The 19,059-nt window shown below is 40.6% G+C and carries 16 protein-coding genes and 1 pseudogene; 15 read left to right on the top strand and 2 right to left on the bottom strand.

The genetic code is table 11. From position 1 onward, the window contains the following. Nucleotides 1-50: 50 nt before the first annotated feature. Nucleotides 51-542 (bottom strand): hypothetical protein, encoded by a 492-nt coding sequence (locus tag BHF69_RS12740; protein ID WP_083651337.1) that lies wholly within the window; start codon nt 540-542, stop codon nt 51-53. Between the two features lie 181 nt (nt 543-723). Here BHF69_RS12740 and BHF69_RS12745 point away from each other — a divergent pair, with 181 nt between their 5' ends. The 15 genes and pseudogenes from BHF69_RS12745 to BHF69_RS14605 all read left to right on the top strand — a co-directional run. Next, the gene (locus tag BHF69_RS12745) at nt 724-1,689 is read left to right on the top strand and encodes a phosphotransferase (protein WP_075672227.1); all 966 of its coding nucleotides are present in this window, start codon (nt 724-726) and stop codon (nt 1,687-1,689) included. Nucleotides 1,690-1,820: 131 nt separating this feature from the next. Further along, nucleotides 1,821-3,560, top strand: coding sequence for a phospho-sugar mutase (locus tag BHF69_RS12750; protein ID WP_075672229.1), 1,740 nt, complete (start codon nt 1,821-1,823; stop codon nt 3,558-3,560). A gap of 131 nt (nt 3,561-3,691) precedes the next feature. Next, nucleotides 3,692-4,093, top strand: a complete 402-nt coding sequence (locus BHF69_RS12755; protein ID WP_075672231.1) for a protease complex subunit PrcB family protein — start codon at nt 3,692-3,694, stop codon at nt 4,091-4,093. A gap of 221 nt (nt 4,094-4,314) precedes the next feature. After that, a complete protein-coding gene (gene ftsH / locus BHF69_RS12760; protein WP_192847001.1) occupies nt 4,315-6,129 on the top strand; it encodes an ATP-dependent zinc metalloprotease FtsH in 1,815 nt (604 codons plus the stop codon). Nucleotides 6,130-6,398: 269 nt separating this feature from the next. Further along, nucleotides 6,399-6,641 (top strand): Veg family protein, encoded by a 243-nt coding sequence (locus BHF69_RS12765; protein ID WP_075672233.1) that lies wholly within the window; start codon nt 6,399-6,401, stop codon nt 6,639-6,641. Nucleotides 6,642-6,712: 71 nt separating this feature from the next. Next, nucleotides 6,713-8,281, top strand: a complete 1,569-nt coding sequence (locus tag BHF69_RS12770) for a DUF3794 and LysM peptidoglycan-binding domain-containing protein (RefSeq protein ID WP_075672235.1) — start codon at nt 6,713-6,715, stop codon at nt 8,279-8,281. Between the two features lie 163 nt (nt 8,282-8,444). After that, entirely contained in the window at nt 8,445-9,320 is an 876-nt protein-coding gene (ispE, locus tag BHF69_RS12775) for a 4-(cytidine 5'-diphospho)-2-C-methyl-D-erythritol kinase (protein ID WP_075672237.1), read from the top strand. An 18-nt stretch (nt 9,321-9,338) separates the two neighbouring features. Beyond that, the gene (locus tag BHF69_RS12780) at nt 9,339-10,007 is read left to right on the top strand and encodes a GntR family transcriptional regulator (protein ID WP_075672239.1); all 669 of its coding nucleotides are present in this window, start codon (nt 9,339-9,341) and stop codon (nt 10,005-10,007) included. A gap of 66 nt (nt 10,008-10,073) precedes the next feature. Beyond that, nucleotides 10,074-10,874 carry a Cof-type HAD-IIB family hydrolase gene (locus tag BHF69_RS12785; RefSeq protein ID WP_075672241.1) on the top strand — a complete coding sequence of 267 codons (801 nt, stop codon included), beginning with the start codon at nt 10,074-10,076 and terminating at the stop codon, nt 10,872-10,874. 44 nt (nt 10,875-10,918) lie between these two features. Next, the gene (locus BHF69_RS12790) at nt 10,919-12,298 is read left to right on the top strand and encodes an aldehyde dehydrogenase (RefSeq protein ID WP_075672243.1); all 1,380 of its coding nucleotides are present in this window, start codon (nt 10,919-10,921) and stop codon (nt 12,296-12,298) included. A 91-nt stretch (nt 12,299-12,389) separates the two neighbouring features. Continuing rightward, nucleotides 12,390-13,844 carry a spore germination protein gene (locus BHF69_RS12795; RefSeq protein ID WP_075672245.1) on the top strand — a complete coding sequence of 485 codons (1,455 nt, stop codon included), beginning with the start codon at nt 12,390-12,392 and terminating at the stop codon, nt 13,842-13,844. Nucleotides 13,845-13,884: 40 nt separating this feature from the next. Next, nucleotides 13,885-15,360: a GerAB/ArcD/ProY family transporter gene (locus BHF69_RS12800; RefSeq protein ID WP_143249560.1), complete on the top strand. Its 1,476-nt coding sequence runs from the start codon at nt 13,885-13,887 to the stop codon at nt 15,358-15,360. Nucleotides 15,361-15,434: 74 nt separating this feature from the next. Further along, the gene (locus tag BHF69_RS12805; protein ID WP_075672248.1) at nt 15,435-16,631 is read left to right on the top strand and encodes a mannitol dehydrogenase; all 1,197 of its coding nucleotides are present in this window, start codon (nt 15,435-15,437) and stop codon (nt 16,629-16,631) included. Between the two features lie 72 nt (nt 16,632-16,703). After that, nucleotides 16,704-17,390, top strand: coding sequence for a transaldolase family protein (locus tag BHF69_RS12810; protein WP_075672250.1), 687 nt, complete (start codon nt 16,704-16,706; stop codon nt 17,388-17,390). Nucleotides 17,391-17,459: 69 nt separating this feature from the next. Further along, a pseudogene (locus tag BHF69_RS14605) lies at nt 17,460-17,930 on the top strand (stage II sporulation protein R); the annotation flags it as partial. Between the two features lie 129 nt (nt 17,931-18,059). On the opposite strand, the gene BHF69_RS12820 reads toward BHF69_RS14605, so the two are convergent. Further along, entirely contained in the window at nt 18,060-18,998 is a 939-nt protein-coding gene (locus BHF69_RS12820) for an AEC family transporter (protein ID WP_075672254.1), read from the bottom strand. Nucleotides 18,999-19,059: the final 61 nt, after the last annotated feature.

The following is a 19,059-nucleotide window of genomic DNA, read 5'->3' on the forward strand; positions in this document are numbered from 1 at the left end:
GGAAAGGTAGATAAACTTCCCTTCCAACTGTTGTATGGAAAATCGTTTGCCTATGATTCTTCAATACTTAAGATCTTATAGTTGGCCTGACCCTCCATAGGGCTGTATGTAAAGGTAATCTTCGTATCCGGTTCCATCTCGGAAAGGGTATCTAACAGATCTTCATCTTCAATGAGCAGAACCATGTATTTGCCATTATCTAAGTTTACTTCACAGGAATTACTGTCTGCAAGGCCGTTGAAGGTGCCGGTTGCAGTCATAACATTTTTCTCATCTTCCTTTGTAGCAGTGGTTGGCTGTGATTCTTCCTCTTCTCCATTCGCGTCTTCATCTACAACATCAGAGATTTCTTCTTCCGTGGATGCTTCTTCTGTAGTTGTATCTGTGCTGGCTTCTTCTGTTGTTACAGCTTCCGTAGTCGCCTCTGTTGTAGCTGCAGGAGTTGTGTTATCGGCATCTTCTTCTTTTTTGTCACATCCTGTTAACACTGCCAGAGACAGAACAGTGAGAAAACAGGCTGTCAATAATCGTTTATGTGTCATCTTATCTACCTCCATCTTCATAAAAATACAAGGAGAAATAAATAGTTTCCCCCTTCAAGACCTGTTCGTCAGTCCTGATGTATAATTCAGTATAGCCCATTTGCCTTGAGAAAACAAGTAGCATAACTTTCCACTTCCTTTCATAAAATGAAAGAGTAATTATGGTGGGAGGAGCAGAAAAATGCAGGAAAAGCAAAAGGAATTGATCGATCAGTACGATATGGAACTGCTCCATGTGAGAAGAGGAAGGGGCGGGCTGGTCTGTGAGGATCGTAATGGACTTTATGATCTTCAAGTCTGTGATCTGTCCCCGAAAAGGCTGGAACAGGCTTTTGAGATAAAGGAACAGTTAATACAACAGGGTTTTTTATATGTAGATCAATATTATCGTAATCGGGAAGGGGAGTTGTTAACCTATGACCGGTATCAGACACCTTATATTATGAAACGGCATTTTGAGGGAAGAGAGTGCGATATTCGAAGCAAAAAGGATATCCAGACAGCTGGAGAACAGCTGGGAATTTTACATGAATTCTTGAAGAAGATTCCGACGGAAGGATATCCTCGAAAAAAAAGCCGACTGGATCTTAAGACAAAGGAATTGATACGGACAAAACAATATATTGCCAGAAAAAATGAAAAAAAAGAATTTGAAATGTTATTTTATCAGTACTTTGATCTGTTCTGGAAGGATGTAGAGCCGGCATACGAGGAAGAGCCTTATGAACCATCCCTGTGCCATGGAGCTTATCACCAGCATCATATGCTGATGCTTCCAGGACAGAGAATGGCTGTCATTCAGTTTGAGCATTTTTATGTGGGGAATCAGCTAGAGGATGTCTTTTATTTAATGCGAAAGATTCTGGAGAAGAATCAGTATGATTTTAGTTATGCGAGAAAGCTTTTAGACGCCTATGAAACAAAAAGGAGATTAAGTATGGCAGATTATCGAAGCTTATACCGGATGCTTTCCTATCCGGAAAAATATTGGAAGCTGGCAAATCAGTATATGAACCATCGAAAAAGCTTTCTTTCGCCTAAATTAACGGAAAAACTACAGGATGCGGTAAAACTACAGGAGAAAAAGGAAAAATTCCTTCGAGATTTTTGGTTATTTTATCTACAAATGAAAGATGTTTCACTTTAATTTTTAGGCGAAATGTTATATAATAAAAACAGGCAATTTTTAAGCGCTGTATTGTGTTAATCCCTAAATATAGGTAGCTAAAATAGCTGATAAAGAGGAAAAGTATAAGAATAAGTAGGAGGAGATTTGCGATGGGATACAAAGAAACTTACAATGAATGGCTGGAGAATCCATATTTTGATGAGGCAACAAAAGAAGAGTTAAAAGCGATTGCTAACGATGAGAATGAGATTAAGGAACGTTTTTATGCGGATTTAGAATTTGGTACAGCTGGACTTCGTGGAATTATCGGTGCTGGTATTAATCGTATGAATATCTATGTTGTACGGAAAGCGACACAGGGTCTGGCAAACTATATTATTGAGCAGGGAGGACAGGACAAAGGAGTTGCGATTGCATTTGATTCACGTCGTATGTCTCCAGAGTTTGCAAGTGAAGCAGCATGCTGTCTGGCAGCCAATGGAATCAAAGCATATATCTTTGAATCTTTAAGACCAACACCTGAATTATCCTTTGCAGTACGTGAATTAGGATGTATCGCAGGTATTAATATTACAGCCAGCCACAATCCACCAGAATACAATGGATATAAAGTATATTGGGAAGATGGCGCACAGTTTACACCACCTCATTCTGATGGAGTAACGGCACAGGTAAATGCAATTACTGATTTATCTTCTGTTAAGACTATGGATAAAGAAGCTGCAATGGAAGCTGGATTATATGAAGTGATCGGAGATGCCATCGATGACAGATACATCGAAGAAGTAAAGAAGCAGGTATTCAGCCAGGAAGCAATTGACAAAGCTCAGGATCAGATTAAGATCGTATACACACCATTACATGGAACAGGTAACATTCCAGTAAGACGTGTACTGAAAGAAATCGGATTTGAACATGTATATGTAGTACCAGAACAGGAATTACCAGATGGTGAATTCCCAACAGTAAGCTATCCAAACCCAGAAGCAGAAGAAGCTTTTGCATTAGGACTTAAGATGGCAAAAGAAATCGATGCAGATTTAGTACTTGCTACAGATCCAGACGCTGACCGTCTTGGTGTATACGTAAAAGATGACAAATCTGGAGAATATATTCCATTAACAGGTAATATGTCTGGTTCTTTATTAGCAGATTATGTTGTTGGACGTAAGAAAGAAGCTTATGGCGGAACACTTCCTGAAGACAGTGCTATCGTTAAATCTATTGTTACATCTAATTTAGTAGATGCCATCGCGAAAGGCTATGGGGTAGATCTGATCGAAGTATTAACAGGATTTAAGTTCATTGGACAGCAGATGCTGAAATTCGAACAGACAGGAAAAGGAACTTACTTATTTGGTCTGGAAGAAAGCTACGGATGCTTGATTGGAACTTATGCAAGAGATAAGGATGCAGTTTCCGCTTCTGTTGCTCTTTGTGAAGCAGCTGCATACTACAAGACACAGGGCAAGACATTATGGGATGCTATGATCGACATGTACGAAAAATATGGCTACTATCTGGATGCTGTTAAGGCAATCGGTCTTGCTGGTATTGAAGGTCTTGCTAAGATCAAAGCAATTATGGAAGAATTAAGAAGCAATGCTCCAACAGAAGTTGGCGGATATAAAGTATTATCTGTAAGAGATTACAGCAAGGATACGATTACAGACGTTGCAACAGGAGAAGTAACTCCAACAGGTCTTCCATCTTCTAACGTACTTTACTATGATATGGAAGATGGCGCATGGTTATGTGTACGTCCATCTGGAACAGAACCAAAAGTAAAATTCTATTATGGAGTAAAAGGTACAAGCTTAGACGATGCAAAAGAAAAATCTGAAGCATTAGGTGCAAGTGTACTGGATATGGTTAATAAGATGCTTTAATCCTTAGAAATGAAATAATATGATATAAAAGAAAGTCCATTTATGGCAGTGCCATGGATGGACTTTCTTTTGTGTTAAAATAACCATCTGCTGCATATATTATAGAGAAGTCAGAATAAGGTGCGGTCTCTATGAAACAGATGCTGATTCTTTTATGCTGTATCAGTATACTGGTATTGTCAGGTGGATGCGTGGAGAAAGAAGAGAAAGAAAAACGACAGAACAGGGATTTTACAATCTGTACCGTGGAACAGACTCCAGATGAGGTAAAAAAAATAATCGAAAATAAGAAAAAAAATCCGTTTCAGTTTACATACAGTTTACAGGAGTATATGTATATTGTAGTAGGATATGGGGAACAAAAAGGAGGAGGGTACAGCATTGAAGTGGTGGAATTTACAGAAGACAGGGAGCATGTTTATGTTAATACCAATCTGTTGGGCAGCGATGACACTGCCGGCGAGGAGCTCCATTCCTATCCGTATATTGTAATAAAATGTGTAAAGCCGGAGAAAAATATTATTTTTTTATAAAAGCAGGAGATAAATTGCTTTATTTCCATAAATTTTAGAAATGTTTTATTGATTTTATATTGCCAAAAACATATAATGAATACTATGCATACGTCCATCCGGGAGAAAGGGCGTGCTTTATGTGAAGACAAGGAAGAATATTGTCTGTATTAGATATAGGAGGAAAGAAGTTGAACGATAATAAAAAACGAAACGATAAAAAGAATTCGGACCAGATTAGGATGATCATTTTCGTTGTCGTGATTACTTTGATTTTGACAGCCTTTGTAAATCGCTGTATTACAAGATTTAATAAGGGAACAGAAACGGAAATTTCATATGACAGATTTGTGACGATGCTGGAAGATAAAGAGATTAAGTCAGTTACCATTGAGGATGACCGCTATGTGGTAGTCCCTAAGAATCAGGAAAATCCTCTGGTAAAGACTACTTATACGGTTACCAAGGTGACAGACTGGAAGATCGTGGACCGATTAAAGGACTCTGGAGCCAAATTTAAGGCAAAGGCTACGGATGGTTCGGCAGCCCTTACCAATATTTTGATTACATGGGTACTTCCGTTTATTCTGCTATATGGCTTCTTCTATCTGATGATGAGGAATGTCGGAAAAGGCGGAGGCGGAGTTATGGGTGTTGGAAAGAGCAATGCCAAGCTTTACGTTGAGAAAAAGACAGGTGTTACCTTTGCGGATGTAGCTGGCCAGGAGGAAGCGAAGGAATCTCTGACAGAGATGGTAGATTTTCTTCATAATCCAGAAAAATATTTAAAAATTGGTGCTAAGCTGCCGAAGGGTGCTCTTCTTGTAGGTCCTCCGGGTACTGGTAAGACGTTACTGGCAAAAGCAGTGGCAGGAGAAGCAGATGTTCCATTTTTCTCTTTATCCGGCTCTGATTTTGTAGAAATGTTCGTCGGAGTGGGAGCATCCCGTGTGCGAGATTTATTTAAGCAGGCACAGTCCATGGCTCCATGTATTATTTTTATCGATGAGATCGATGCCATTGGAAAAAGTCGTGATACCCGTTATGGCGGGGGAAATGACGAGCGTGAGCAGACATTGAACCAGCTGCTTGCGGAGATGGATGGATTTGATACATCAAAAGGATTGATCATCCTGGCAGCGACCAACCGTCCGGAAGTTCTGGATAAGGCTCTGCTTCGTCCGGGACGTTTTGACCGAAGAGTCATCGTGGAGCGTCCAGATTTAAAAGGACGTATCGAAACATTAAAAGTACATTCCAAGGATGTATTAATGGATGATACGGTTGATCTAGAAGAAATTGCGCTGGCAACCTCTGGAGCAGTAGGTTCCGATCTTGCCAATATGGTAAATGAAGCGGCTTTGGCAGCGGTTAAGGCAGGACGGCATGCAGTCAGCCAGAAGGATCTGTTCGAGGCTGTGGAAGTGGTAATTGCCGGTAAAGAAAAGAAAGACAGAATCCTAAGCGAAAAGGAAAAGAAGATCGTGGCATATCATGAGGTTGGACATGCCCTTGTTATGGCACTTCAGAAGAATTCTGAGCCGGTACAGAAGATTACCATCGTTCCGAGAACGATGGGAGCACTTGGTTATACGATGCAGATGCCAGAAGAAGAGAAGTATCTGTCTTCTAAGGATGAGATGCTGGCAGAACTGGTTTCTTTCTATGGAGGACGTGCTGCAGAAGAAATCAAATTTGATTCGATTACCACAGGAGCATCCAATGACATCGAACGTGCTACCGCTCTTGCAAGAGCTATGGTTACACAGTACGGTATGTCTGATAAATTCGGCATGATCGGTTTGGAAAGAGTCAGTGGACAGTATCTGGATGGCAGAAGAGTACTGGAATGCTCTGAAGTGACCGAAGCAGAGGTCGATAAAGAAGTCATGAGAATTCTAAATGAAGCATACGAAAAGGCCTTGGAATTGATTCGTGGTCATATGGATATTTTAGACAGAGTAGCGGATTTCTTATGTGAGAAAGAAACGATTACCGGGAAAGAATTTATGAAAATTTTCCATGAAGTGGAAGATAGCAAACAGAAAGAAGAATAGGGAATTTTTGCAGGATTTCCCATATGGAGAGGGGATTGTATAAGCCAATGCTTAGCAATCCTCTTTTTTTTGTATAGATTTGATTTTTTGGGACATACTAGAAATACGTACTTTTATACAGGAGATGGAAAATTTTTCTTCAAAAGTAATATTGTGAAAAAATAGTTTCAATATTTTGAATTTTCTGAAAATATATTGACGGAGAAATTGTGTTTATGATAATATAAACATATAAAATCCAACAGTCTGCACTGAATTGGGGTGGTATCATGACGCAGCAGGAATTACAGTTAATACGTCGTTCGATCAAGCAGCATATTGGTGATCGAATTAAGCTAAGTGCAAATCAGGGACGCCATCGATTTGAGACATCAGAAGGAATTATATTAGAGACGTATCCTAATATTTTTGTTGTTCAGCTTATCAGCGATAAGCCAGAACAGAATAATAGAAAAGTTTCATTTAGTTATCAAGACGTCATTACCCGTGATGTCCGCATGGTTCTGCTGTAGAAGATGCAGCAGGCATAAAATCCCTCTGCCAATCATACATTAGTATATGAAAGGCAGGAGGGATTTTTTTTATGGAGATTTTTGAAAAGAAGCTAAGGACTACAATGGTAAAGGCAGTAAAGCAGATACAGATTACGTTAGATGAAGATAAAAATGTACCGGATATAAAAATAGATATTGAAAAGATTATTCTGACCAAGGGGAATATTAAAATTCAGGAATCAGAGGTGATGGTGGATCGTATTCGCATCAATGGACAGTTAGAGGGAGAGATTCTCTATTCCGGCAGTGATGGAAATACAAGGACCAGTGTGATGGACTTTCAGTTGGAGTTTGAAGAATATTTTCATATGGAAGGTGTTGTTCCCACTGACCATGTCTCCATGATACCAGAGCTGGAGGATCTGAACATTACATTGATCAATTCCAGGAAGATAGGAATTCGGGCAGTATTGAATTTTCAGATTTCTGTCACAGATGGAAAGGAGATAGAGGCCATTGCCAGAGTAGAAGGTGACGGCGTGCAGATGTTACATAAAACGCTGTCCATGACCCAGCTGATCGTCGATAAAAAGGATATGGTAAGGCTAAAGGAGGAAGTGGTATTGCCTGCCAATAAACCGAATATATACGAACCATTATGGAGCTATCTGGAGTTTAAAAATGCGGAAAGTAAGGTTTATGACCATAAGATAGGTGTTCAGGGAGAATTGCATATCTTTCTGCTGTATTTAGGAGAGGAGGAGCATGTCCCTCTGCAATTTGTGGAATGGGAGCTTCCGGTGCGAACAGAGCTGGAATGTTATGAATGCATGGAGGGAATGATCGGATACATTGGATTTCGTGTGACAAGTCGGAATCTGGAGGTGAAGCCAGATCTGGATGGGGAGACCAGAATCCTGTCTGCAGAGATTGGCCTGGAACTGGATTTGAAGGTATATGAGGAAGAAGAAATTCAGATTTTAGATGATGTTTATCATTGGAAAAGAGAGATGATTCCTCATTATGAGGATGTATCTTTTGAACGTCTTGTTGCCAAAAATGCAGCTAAGATGAGGCTAAATCAGAGAGTTCCATTAAAACAACAGCAGGGAAAGGTGCTGCAGATCTTGTATATGGACGGAAGCTGTAAAATAGATGAGATGGAAGTCGTAGAGGGTGGCGTTCTGGTGGAAGGAGTTCTGGACGGAGTGATCCTATATCTGACAGCAGATGACAATGTTCCTGTAAACAGTATGTCCGTGGTAATTCCGTTTTCCTATAAGGTAGAGGCAAAGGAAATGAAGGAAGACGATCATTTCAGCATGCATACAGCTTTAGATCAGCTGAATGCGGTATTTTTGGATGGGGATGAAATGGAGGTAAAGGCGGAAATTACCTTTGACATGATCGTATTGTCTCCAGGAACGGAAAAAGCGATGGTGCAGATAGAGGAAAAGGATCTGGATATGGATAAATTAAATGAAATACCTGGCATTGTGGGGTATATCGTAAAACCGGAAGATACGTTATGGCAGATTGCCAAGCAATATTATACTACAATAGATTCCATACGAAAATTAAATCAGGATCTGGGAGAGGAGGTAAAGCCAGGAGACCGGATTTTGATTATGAAGGAGATTGAAGAAAGCCTGGATTGATAAAGCTTTTTGCAAATAGTATAATGAGAAAAAGGCGATAATAAAAGAGAAGGGAGGATAAAGCAGAAATCTCTTGCAAATAAAAATTGAATTGACTATAATAGTGCTGTATACATAATACTGCACAAAAATTTGTACAATTTATGATTAATGAGGAGAAGCAATGAAAGAGTTACAGTTACGAGCATACGGAAAAATCAATTTGGGGCTTGATGTTGTGCGGAGAAGAGAAGACGGATACCATGAACTCCGTATGATTATGCAGACGGTAGGATTGTTCGATGGATTGACCATGAAAGTGATTCCAGAGAATGAGATTCGTCTTACCACCAATTTGTCTTTCCTTCCTACGAATCAGAATAACTTGATCTATAAAGCAATTGCGCTTCTAAAGGAAGAATTCGGTATTAAAAAGGGCATTGAAGTCAGATTGGAGAAGAGGATTCCTGTAGCAGCTGGTATGGCAGGAGGAAGTTCCAATGCAGCAGCAGCTCTGGTTGGGATGAATCGTTTGTTTCGATTAGGGTTATCGCAAAAGCAGCTGATGGAGTACGGAGTACGATTGGGAGCAGATGTTCCCTATTGTGTCATGAGAGGAACAGCATTATCAGAAGGAATTGGAGAGATTCTTACGCCCCTTTCTCCTATGCCGGAGTGTTTTATTCTTCTTGCGAAGCCGGGAATCAGTGTTTCTACAAAATATGTGTATCAGAATCTGAAGCTGAGTGAGAAGATGCATCATCCAGACATTGATGGCATGGTGAAGGCTATCAATGAAGGAAATTTAAAAGGGATTACAGATCGTCTGGAGAATGTATTAGAAACGGTTACGATCAAAGAATATCCAATGATTGAAGAAATTAAGCAGTATATGATCGGGCAGGGAGCGATGAATGCTTTAATGAGTGGAAGCGGTCCTACGATTTTTGGTATTTTTGAGAAGAAAAGTACAGCGAAAAAGGCATTGGAAGGCTTACATCAGTTTGATTTTATCAAGCAGGCCTATGTTGTTGAGCCTTTTAATATAAGAAAAAAGTAATGGGGAGGACAAAAGAGAATGAATGATAAGCTGAAAGTAAACATGAACGAATATTTGCCACTTCGAGATGTAGTATTTAATATTTTGCGTCAGGCTATTATTACTGGCGAATTTGCACCAGGAGAACGCCTGATGGAAATTGCGCTTGCAGAACGCCTGGGAGTGAGTCGGACGCCTGTTCGTGAAGCAATTCGAAAGCTGGAGCTGGAAGGTCTGGTCGTTATGATTCCCCGTAAAGGTGCAGAGGTTGCACGGATTACAGAAAAGGACTTAAAGGACGTATTGGATGTGCGTTGTGCCCTGGAGGAATTGGGTGCATCCTTAGCAGCGGAAAGAATTGACGAAGAAGGAAAACGAAATTTGAAAAGAGCATTGATTGCATTTGAAAAGGCCATTGAACTGGGGGATACTGCGGAGATTGCAGATAAGGATATGGATTTCCATGATGTAATCTTTGATATTGTCGATAATCCTAGATTGACCAGCATTGTCAATAATCTGAGGGAACAGATTTATCGTTACCGATTGGAATATGTTAAGGATTTTGATTATCATGATACATTGCTTCGGGAGCATCGTCAGATTACAGAGGCAATCTTTCATCATAATAGTGAAAAAGCACAGAAGATTATGAAGGCACACATTTATAATCAGGAAATTACGGTTATTCGGAATATAAAGGAATAGAATAGGACAGAAACGAAAGAATTTTGGGAATTATAAAGATAACATTGTGAGAAAAGGATGAGAAGCATGAAAAATTATAAGGGAATTGTATTTTTGGATTATGATGGTACCACAGTAGATGAGGTGGACAGGATTAAAAGCGCAACACCAAAGACTATTGAGTCTTTGTGTAAATTAAAGGAAAATGGATATTTGACAATGCTCTGTTCTGGGAGAACAAAAAGATTCTTAGAGCAGGATATTGATTCCTTCCAGGGAGCGATTACGTGCAATGGAAGCTACACAGAGGTGGAAGGAGAGATATTGAGGGATATCTTCATTCCGGATGAACTATTATTTCGGGTCATCGATGAATATTTTCCGAGGGATACGATCATTCAGATGGATACACAGGAGGTAACCTATTATCTGCATTCTGACGCAGAATTTTTTAAGAGCTTCTGCCGGCTGTTTAATCTGCCGGAACGCTGGTTTGCGCCATGGAGATTTCGAAAGACAGAGAATCATATTTCCAAGCTGGTTATGAATTATAAGACACCAGATGTATTTGAGGACTTTAAGCGGGAGTTTGCCAATGAATTTGAATGTGCCAAGCATGTGAGAGAGAATTTCTTTGATATTACCCTAAAAGGTGTGACAAAAGGGGATGCAGTTACAGAGCTGATTGAAAAACTGGGAGTTGATCGGAAGAATACGTATGCTTTTGGAGATGCAGATAATGATGTGGAGATGATGAAAGCCGTTGGAACAGGCATTGCCATGGGGCGCCATAGCGATGCGGTAGGGGAAGTAGCAGCTATGGTAACAGGTACGGTAAAAGAAGAGGGGATTACTCAGGCGTTGATCAAATTAGGATTAATTGATTAGTTTCAGTCTTTCAAAAAGCATTAAAACAGAAAGGGATCGTGTGGATGAATGCAATAGAAATCAAAAAGATTGTGGATAGACAGCGAAGCTGGTTTGAGACTGGGGCAACCCTGGATGTTGAAAAGAGAATTGCTACATTAAAAAGATTGAAAGGCTGTATTTTAAAATACGAAACGAAAATACAGGAAGCCATTGAACTGGATTTAGGAAAAAGTGGTTTTGAAAGCTATATGTGCGAGACAGGACTGGTCTTAAGTGAAATCACCTATATGTTAAAGCACATCAGGAGATTTGCCAGAGAAAAGACGGTCTGGACGCCTCTTGCCCAGTTTCCTTCCAGGAGCTATAAAAAGCCTTCTCCTTATGGCACTGTATTGATCATGAGTCCATGGAATTATCCTTTTTTACTGACCATAGATCCATTGGTGAATGCTTTGGCGGCAGGAAATACAGCAGTGATAAAACCAAGTGCCTATTCCCTTCATACCAGTAAGCTGATCAAGGAACTGATCGAAGAATGTTTTGATCAAGAGTACGTAACGGTTATCACGGGTGGACGTGAAGAAAATACCTATCTGCTTCAGGAGAACTTTGATTATATTTTCTTTACTGGGAGCCAGGCGGTGGGAAAAGAGGTTATGCGTCTGGCATCCTGCCATTTAACACCGGTTACGTTGGAGCTGGGTGGAAAGAGCCCTTGCATCGTGGAGAAAAGTGCCAATATAAAGCTGGCAGCAAAAAGAATCGTATTCGGCAAATATTTAAATTGTGGGCAGACATGTGTGGCGCCAGATTATATTTACTGTGATGAGGCCATAAAGCCACAGCTGATTGCAGAGATCAAAAAGCAGATTCGAAAACAGTTTGGGAAAAACCCTCTTTCCAATCCGGATTATGGAAAGATCATTAATGAGAAGCATTTTCGCAGAGTGGCAGCCCTTATGGAAGAAAGTAAAATTATCTATGGCGGAAAAAAGGATCAGAAGTTGCGGAAGATTGAACCTACAGTCATGGATCATGTGACTTTTCAGGATGCAGTAATGCAGGAAGAAATCTTTGGACCAGTCCTTCCGATTCTCACCTTTCGTTCTCTGGATCAGGCAATACAAAAGATGAATGCGATGCCCCATCCATTGGCTTTGTATCTGTTTACTGCAGACAAAAGGGTGATTCAGAAAGTAACTACGCGCTGTAGTTATGGAGGAGGTTGTATCAACGATGTGGTCATTCATCTGGCAACCAGTGAGATGGGATTTGGCGGAGTTGGTGCAAGCGGTATGGGGGCTTACCATGGAAAGGACGGCTTTGATACCTTTACGCATTATAAAAGCATGGTGGATAAAAAGATATGGTTGGATCTGCCGATGCGGTATCAGCCATATCGAAACATTTATGAAAAGATGGTTCACATATTTTTGAGGTGATGATTGTAAGGAAACGCAATTGTTTTGTGTTGATTTTATACATAATTTTTTCATTTCTACTCATACTAACTCCAAGGATAAAGGAGTTTGTATGCAGATCAAAAAAGAAATTTCAGATGAATTACAACAGAATATAGATTATTTGGAGCAGAGATTTGCCAAATGCGCTGATATTATTAAAAAGCAGTTTTCTATCGGTAAGTACCGAGGGTATCACGTATATCTGATGTATACGGATGGACTGGTAGATGCTGTTATGATTCAGGATTCCATCATACGGCCATTGCTCAATGAGACTTTGGAGGATTATCCAAAGTCTGTGGAGGAGTGGGTCATTGAAAGTGCGGATCGAAAACAGGTTTTTGATATGGAAGAGGCGATTATCAACATTTTAGCAGGCAATACACTGCTATTTTTTGATGGATGTGATTTTGCCATTCAGGTGTCTAGTAAAAAGTTTCCGAATCGGGGGATCCAGTCTCCAGAACAGGAAGTGTCGATTCGTGGGCCGAAGGATAGCTTTAATGAGAGCCTGCGGTTTAGTACGGCACTGATTCGGAGAAGAATCCGGGACACAAGGCTTAAGGTGGAACAGATGCAAGTCGGGGTACGGAGCAAAACGGATATCGCTATCTTATACATGGAGGATCTGGTGCACGAAGAAATGTTGGCAGACATCAAAGAGGATATAGAGCAGCTGTGTGTAGATGGGATTTTAGATGGAGGGGTGTTGGAACAGTTTCTGGAAAAACGAACGAATACGCCCTTTCCACAATATCAACATACAGAACGGCCTGACAAGGTGGCAAGTGGATTAATGGAAGGGAGAATTGCCATTGTTGTGGATAACTCCCCTGGAGTTCTGCTCCTTCCAGTAACGTTAAATGTATTTTTTCAGGCAGCAGATGATTATTATAATCGCTGGGAAACGGCGTCTTTCGCCAGAGTTCTCAGATATATTTCTGCTATGATTGCAATTGGACTTCCAGGACTTTATATTGCTATTGCTAACTTTCATACGGAAGTATTGCCCACCGATCTGATTCTTTCTTTTGCAAAGGCAAGGCAGGGAGTGCCATTTCCGGTAGTAGTAGAGGTGCTCATGATGGAATTGGCTTTTGAGCTTCTGCGGGAGGCAGGAATCAGGCTTCCGGGACAGCTTGGAGGAACGATAGGGATCGTAGGTGGGCTGATCGTAGGGCAGGCGGCTGTGGATGCAGGATTGGTCAGCACCATTGTAGTTATCGTCGTATCTTTAACAGCCATTGCTTCCTTTTCGGTGCCAAGTGAAAGTTTTCGAGGAGCATTTCGACTTTTGAAGTTTTTTATGATGATTGTTTGTGCAATCTGGGGTTTATATGGGTATTTTCTGGGATGGCTTGCCATTGCGATTCATTTGTGCAGCATAGAAAGCTATGGAATTCCATATTTGGCTCCTACGGTACACGGAGGGGAAGAAAAAGATTATGTTCTTCGGATGTCATGGAAGAAGATGAAGATTCGTCCGTCATTTACCAAAGAGGGTGCCAGAAGAAGGCAAAAATAAGGGGGGGAATGCCCCGCGTTCTAAGGGAGAGAGGAAGGATATGATTTCAAATCGTCAAATGAAACGAACACTAATGATCGAATTATTTAGCACTACAGGACTTTTTTTATCTGCTATGGCGCAGAATCTTAAACAGCTTTCTTTGGGTATGCTGGCAGCAGCTTTGTATGCCGTTTATTTTTTATGTATAGGGAATCATTATCAGATTTCCCAGGTAGGAAGAATCCGAAAGACTGTTTATACGGTACGATTTTTTCTATATGCCTGCTTTTTGGGAACCTTGATGAAGCTGCTGGTTTCTAAAATGCTGTTGGGAGGTGGAAGTGGTTGGTTCATATTCTTGCCGGTATTCCTTCTGTCCATTTATGCCAATCGAGGAGGAAGAGAAGAGAGAGCCCGATTGTTAGAGTTGCTCTTTTGGTTCGTCTTTCTGCCTCTGTTCGTGGTCTTGATTCTGGCAGCGAAGGATGTTCATCTGGAATATTTGATCCAAGGTGGGTTTCATGCAGAAAAAAGTATACAGGTATTTGTGTGTTTTTCTTCTTTGGAGATTTTATTATTTTTTACTGGGGAAAGAAGGGAGAAGGTCAAGGCGCTGTTCTTTGTATTTGGATTAAATCTTCTTATATTTATCGTTACCATTGGTATGTATGGAGCAAAAATGGCAGAAGCCAGTGATCTTCCTGTAGTCACTATGATTCAGATGGTCCGTTTTCCCGGAGGTTTTGTAGAACGTCTGGATATTTTTATGCTGGCTTTCTGGATTTTAAGTCTGTTTGCGATCTTTAGTGCCTATTGCTTCTATGGCACCTTTTTTTGGGGAAAAGGGAAAGGATCATTCTGGTTGTCTTGTCTTTTTTATGGAGGGGTCTTGGCCATTGTTTCCTGGAATCAGCTGGATCTTCAGACGCTGATCGATTTCTTTCAGACCTATGTGTTGTGGCTGGATCTTCCATTGGCTGTGATCCTGCCTCTTTTGAATACAAAAAGGCGAAAAAGGGCGGTGGTAGTCACTATGTTATCTACGCTGCTTTTTATTGTAACCGGATGTGGTCCTAAAAGGGTAAATATTGAAGAACGTGCTTATGTATTAGCCATAGGAGTGGAGGCAAAAGAGGAGCGTTGGAAGGTCAGCTTCTTCCTTCCGGAAAATGAACGGATAGAGACTGAGGGGAAAAGCTGGGAGGAGATCAAGAAGGAATTTCAAAGAAGCAGTGATAAAGAACTGGAGCTTGGACATCTAAAAGCGGTGATTCTGGGAAAAGGAGTGGAAGCAGAGGATTTTAAAGAGCAATGGAAGAACGAGCAGGATTATGCAAAGACCGTATTGTTGTTTACTACGCAGGAGCCGATAAAGGAATTTGAAAAGATTGATGAAAATACAAGGGATTCTCTGGGAAGCTTTCTCGTAGAACTGGCCGAACGGAACAAAAAAGAAATCACCATTGGGGACTATTTTGCAGGAAGGGGAAAGATTCCTGATCTGAGTATTAGAAAAGGAATACCGACCCTCTGATAGGAACAATATTTCCTATTTTAGCTGGCATTATTTTATGTTAAGATAATGTCAGAAAGAAGGAGTGAGGAAAGATGAAAGCGGTAATGTATGGCGCAGGCAACATTGGGCGAGGATTTATTGGAGCTACCTTATCTCAGATTGGCTATGAGGTCGTGTTTGTAGATGTCAATGATCAGGTGATCGAGGCGATGAACCGAGATCATAAATATCCACAGGAGATCGTAGGACCGAATGCCAGAACTAATTGGATCACGGGAATCCGTGCAGTGGATGGCAAGGATCCGGAGGCAGTGGCAGAGGAGATTGCAACGGCAGATCTGATGGCAACCTCCGTTGGGGTTAATGTTCTGGAGAAGATCGTTCCCAATATTGTAAAGGGATTGGTCAGAAGATGGGAGAGAGATTCTGAAAGCACACTGGATCTTTTGATCTGTGAGAACCTGATGAATGCCAACGAAATTTTAGAGGCATGGATTTATGAAGCTATGCCAGAAGAATATAGACCTTTGATGAAGAAGAATCTTGGATTGGTGGAGACTTCCATTGGACGTATGGTTCCGATTATGACAGAGGAGATGCGAAAGGGAGATTTCTTAAGAATCTGTGTAGAAGAATATGATTATCTTCCGGTAGACAAGGATGCTTTCAAGGGACCGATTCCTCAATATGAAAAATTAGTTCCATATTCTCCATTTGGATTTTATCTGGAACGAAAATTATATGTTCACAATATGGCGCATGCCATGACAGCCTTTTTGGGAAATATTGATGGAAAAGCTTATATTCATGAAGCCATTGGTAATATCTATATTCGCAAGATCGTACAGGGAGCCATGACAGAAAGTGCTATGATGATCTCTAAAAAGTACGGAGTTTCCTATGATAGGCTTCAGGCCAATATCGATGATCTGTTGTACCGTTTTCAAAATGCGGCATTGGGAGACACCACAGCCCGTGTGGGAAGAGATCCAATGCGTAAATTAAAGCCGGAGGATCGCCTGGTAGGAGCGGCCAGAGGATGTGAAGCACAGGGGATTTTACCGGTACATCTGTCATTGGGAATTGCAGCGGCTTTATATAATGTGACTAAGACAAAGGAAGAAGCCATTGACTTAATGAAAGAAAATGCCCAGATTACGGCCAGCGAGCCATTGGGAAGAAGAGTACTGGCTTTTTATGAGGATCTACAGAACAACAAGAATCATTTTGACAGACTGATTTCAAAGATTGACTGTATAACAGTAGAAGAACGAGGAAGTCTGGCATAGCTTTAGAAAGAAGAATGCCAATGGTATTCTGAAATAATAGATACAAATAAATAGAAGAAAAGGAGAAGAACTATGTTAATTTTAATTGATGATGCAGATTTAACCAAGATTGAAGGATTTTTTGCAAAATACCCATATGATGGAGTTACAACAAACCCAACGATTTTAAGTAAGACAGGCAATCCTGATCCAATGGATCAGTTAAAGAAGATCCGTGCAATTATGCCAGAAGGAACAGACTTACATGCACAGGTAATTTCAACAGAAACAGATGATATGGTACGAGAAGCAGAACATATGGTAGAAGTTCTTGGAAAAGAACATATGTACATTAAAGTTCCTGTAACTGCAAATGGATTAAAAGCAATTTCTATTCTTTCCAAAAAAGGAATTAACGTAACAGCAACTGCAATCTATGGTGTAATGCCAGCATTTATGGCTGCAAAAGCAGGAGCGAAATTCCTGGCTCCATATGTAAACCGTCTGGATGTATTAGGATATGACGGAGTTGGGCTTGCAATTGATATTCATACAGCGGTAAAAGCAGCTGGATATGAAGCAGAAGTATTAGGAGCAAGCTTCAAAAACTCTCAGCAGGTACTGGATATGGCCAAAGCAGGCATTGGTTCTGTAACCATCGGATCTGATGCTTTAGAAAAACTTGCATATAATGGTATTGCAGAAGAAGCTGTAAAAGTATTCATCAATGATTTTGAAGGATGCTGCGGCGAAGGCAAAACAATGTTAGATTTTAACTAAAAGTGGTTTGAAAGAATCAGAACCTGGGAATCCTTATGGTATAAGGAGGACAGGGGATTGAAAAAAACAATGATAAGAGGATTCCTGGTGTGTCTGGGAATCCTTTTTTGTATTTATTTTTATGAAAAAAGAGAGCTACAGGCAAAGGATAGCAATGAATATGAGGATTTTACCGATTTGCCATTGATACGGTTTCATATACGGGCGGAAAGTAATGAAAAGATTCATCAGGAAGAAAAGATGGCAGTGAGAAAAGCTGTGCTTGAGTATCTGCGAGAAGAGCTTCCCGATAATCAAAACAAGGAGGAGGTCAGGCATCTGGTCTTAAAGAAAAGAGACCAGTTAGAGCAGATAATTCTGGATACATTAAAGCCGTATGGAACTAAGCCATCGGTTTCCATCTATTTTACCAGGGAGTTTTTCCCGATACGAAGATATGGACAGATCGTCGTTCCGGCGGGAATGTATGAATCGTTAAGAATTGATCTGGGGAAAGCCAAGGGAAAAAACTGGTGGTGTGTATTATATCCTGGATTTTGTCTGATCGATCCGGAACACGTATTGGTCGATCCAGAGGATCAGGAGAAGCTTCAGGCCATATTTGGCGATGAAGCTGTCTCTGTGAAATATAAAAGCATTGGGTTCTCCAGAGGATGGAAGCGGTTTTTCTCAAATAAATCCAGTGGTTCGAAGAACAAATACCCAGAAGGTCAGACTGACAGAAGAAAGCAGAGTGGCCATAACGATAATACTGGATGTAAGGACAGCATCGTTGCTCATATTTTTTGCCATAATATAGCAGCTTACGGTGGTAGGAGAGCCTAGCATGATCAAAATCGCGATCATGGATTCTCCATGGAAGCCCAGATACATGGCAATTGGCAAAAAGAGCACTGGAAGGACAAAAAGCTTGATCATGGTAGCGACCATGGTTGGCTTGATCTTAGCCAGTGCTTTTCTGCCCTCAAATCCGGCACCAACTAAGAGCAATCCGAGAGGGGTTGCAGTGACTGCCAGATTATTGATGCACTTATCAATGACGTTTGGAAAATCAATGTGCAAGAATGAGAAAGGAAGTCCGGCAAAGATTCCCAGGATAATTGGATTTTTTAAAATATTGATGATGGCCGTTTTTATGCTCCCATTCTCATTTCCATTTCCACGCATAGTCAGTACCAGAACCGAATATATATTATACAGGGGAACGCTGGCGACGATCATAAGCGGACCGACAGTAGAATGTCCATATATATTTTCTATAAACGCAATACCGAGGATGGCAGCGCTTCCGCGGAAGGAAGCCTGTACAAAAGCACCGATCATAGATTTATCCTTCATAAATAGCTCCGTAAAAAGCCAGATTCCCCAAAACATAAGTGATGTGACGATCATGCAGTATAATACATATTTTAAATCAAATACATTTTGGATATCCGCGCCGGAAATATCCCGGAATAAAAGTGCAGGAAGGGCGATGGAAAAGACAAATTTATTTCCTGCGGATAAAAAACCGTCATTCAGCATGCCCCTTTGCCGTAGAAACCAGCCGATAAAAATAACAAAAAAGATGGGAATGGTTGAATTCAAACTAAAAAGAAAGTCGTTCATAATATGTTCCTCCAATGGTTCTATTTTTATTCTGAATGTTCATCATAGCTTATCATATAGT

The organism is Anaerostipes sp. 992a (assembly GCF_001940245.1).
Taxonomy (GTDB): Bacteria; Bacillota; Clostridia; order Lachnospirales; family Lachnospiraceae; genus Fimousia.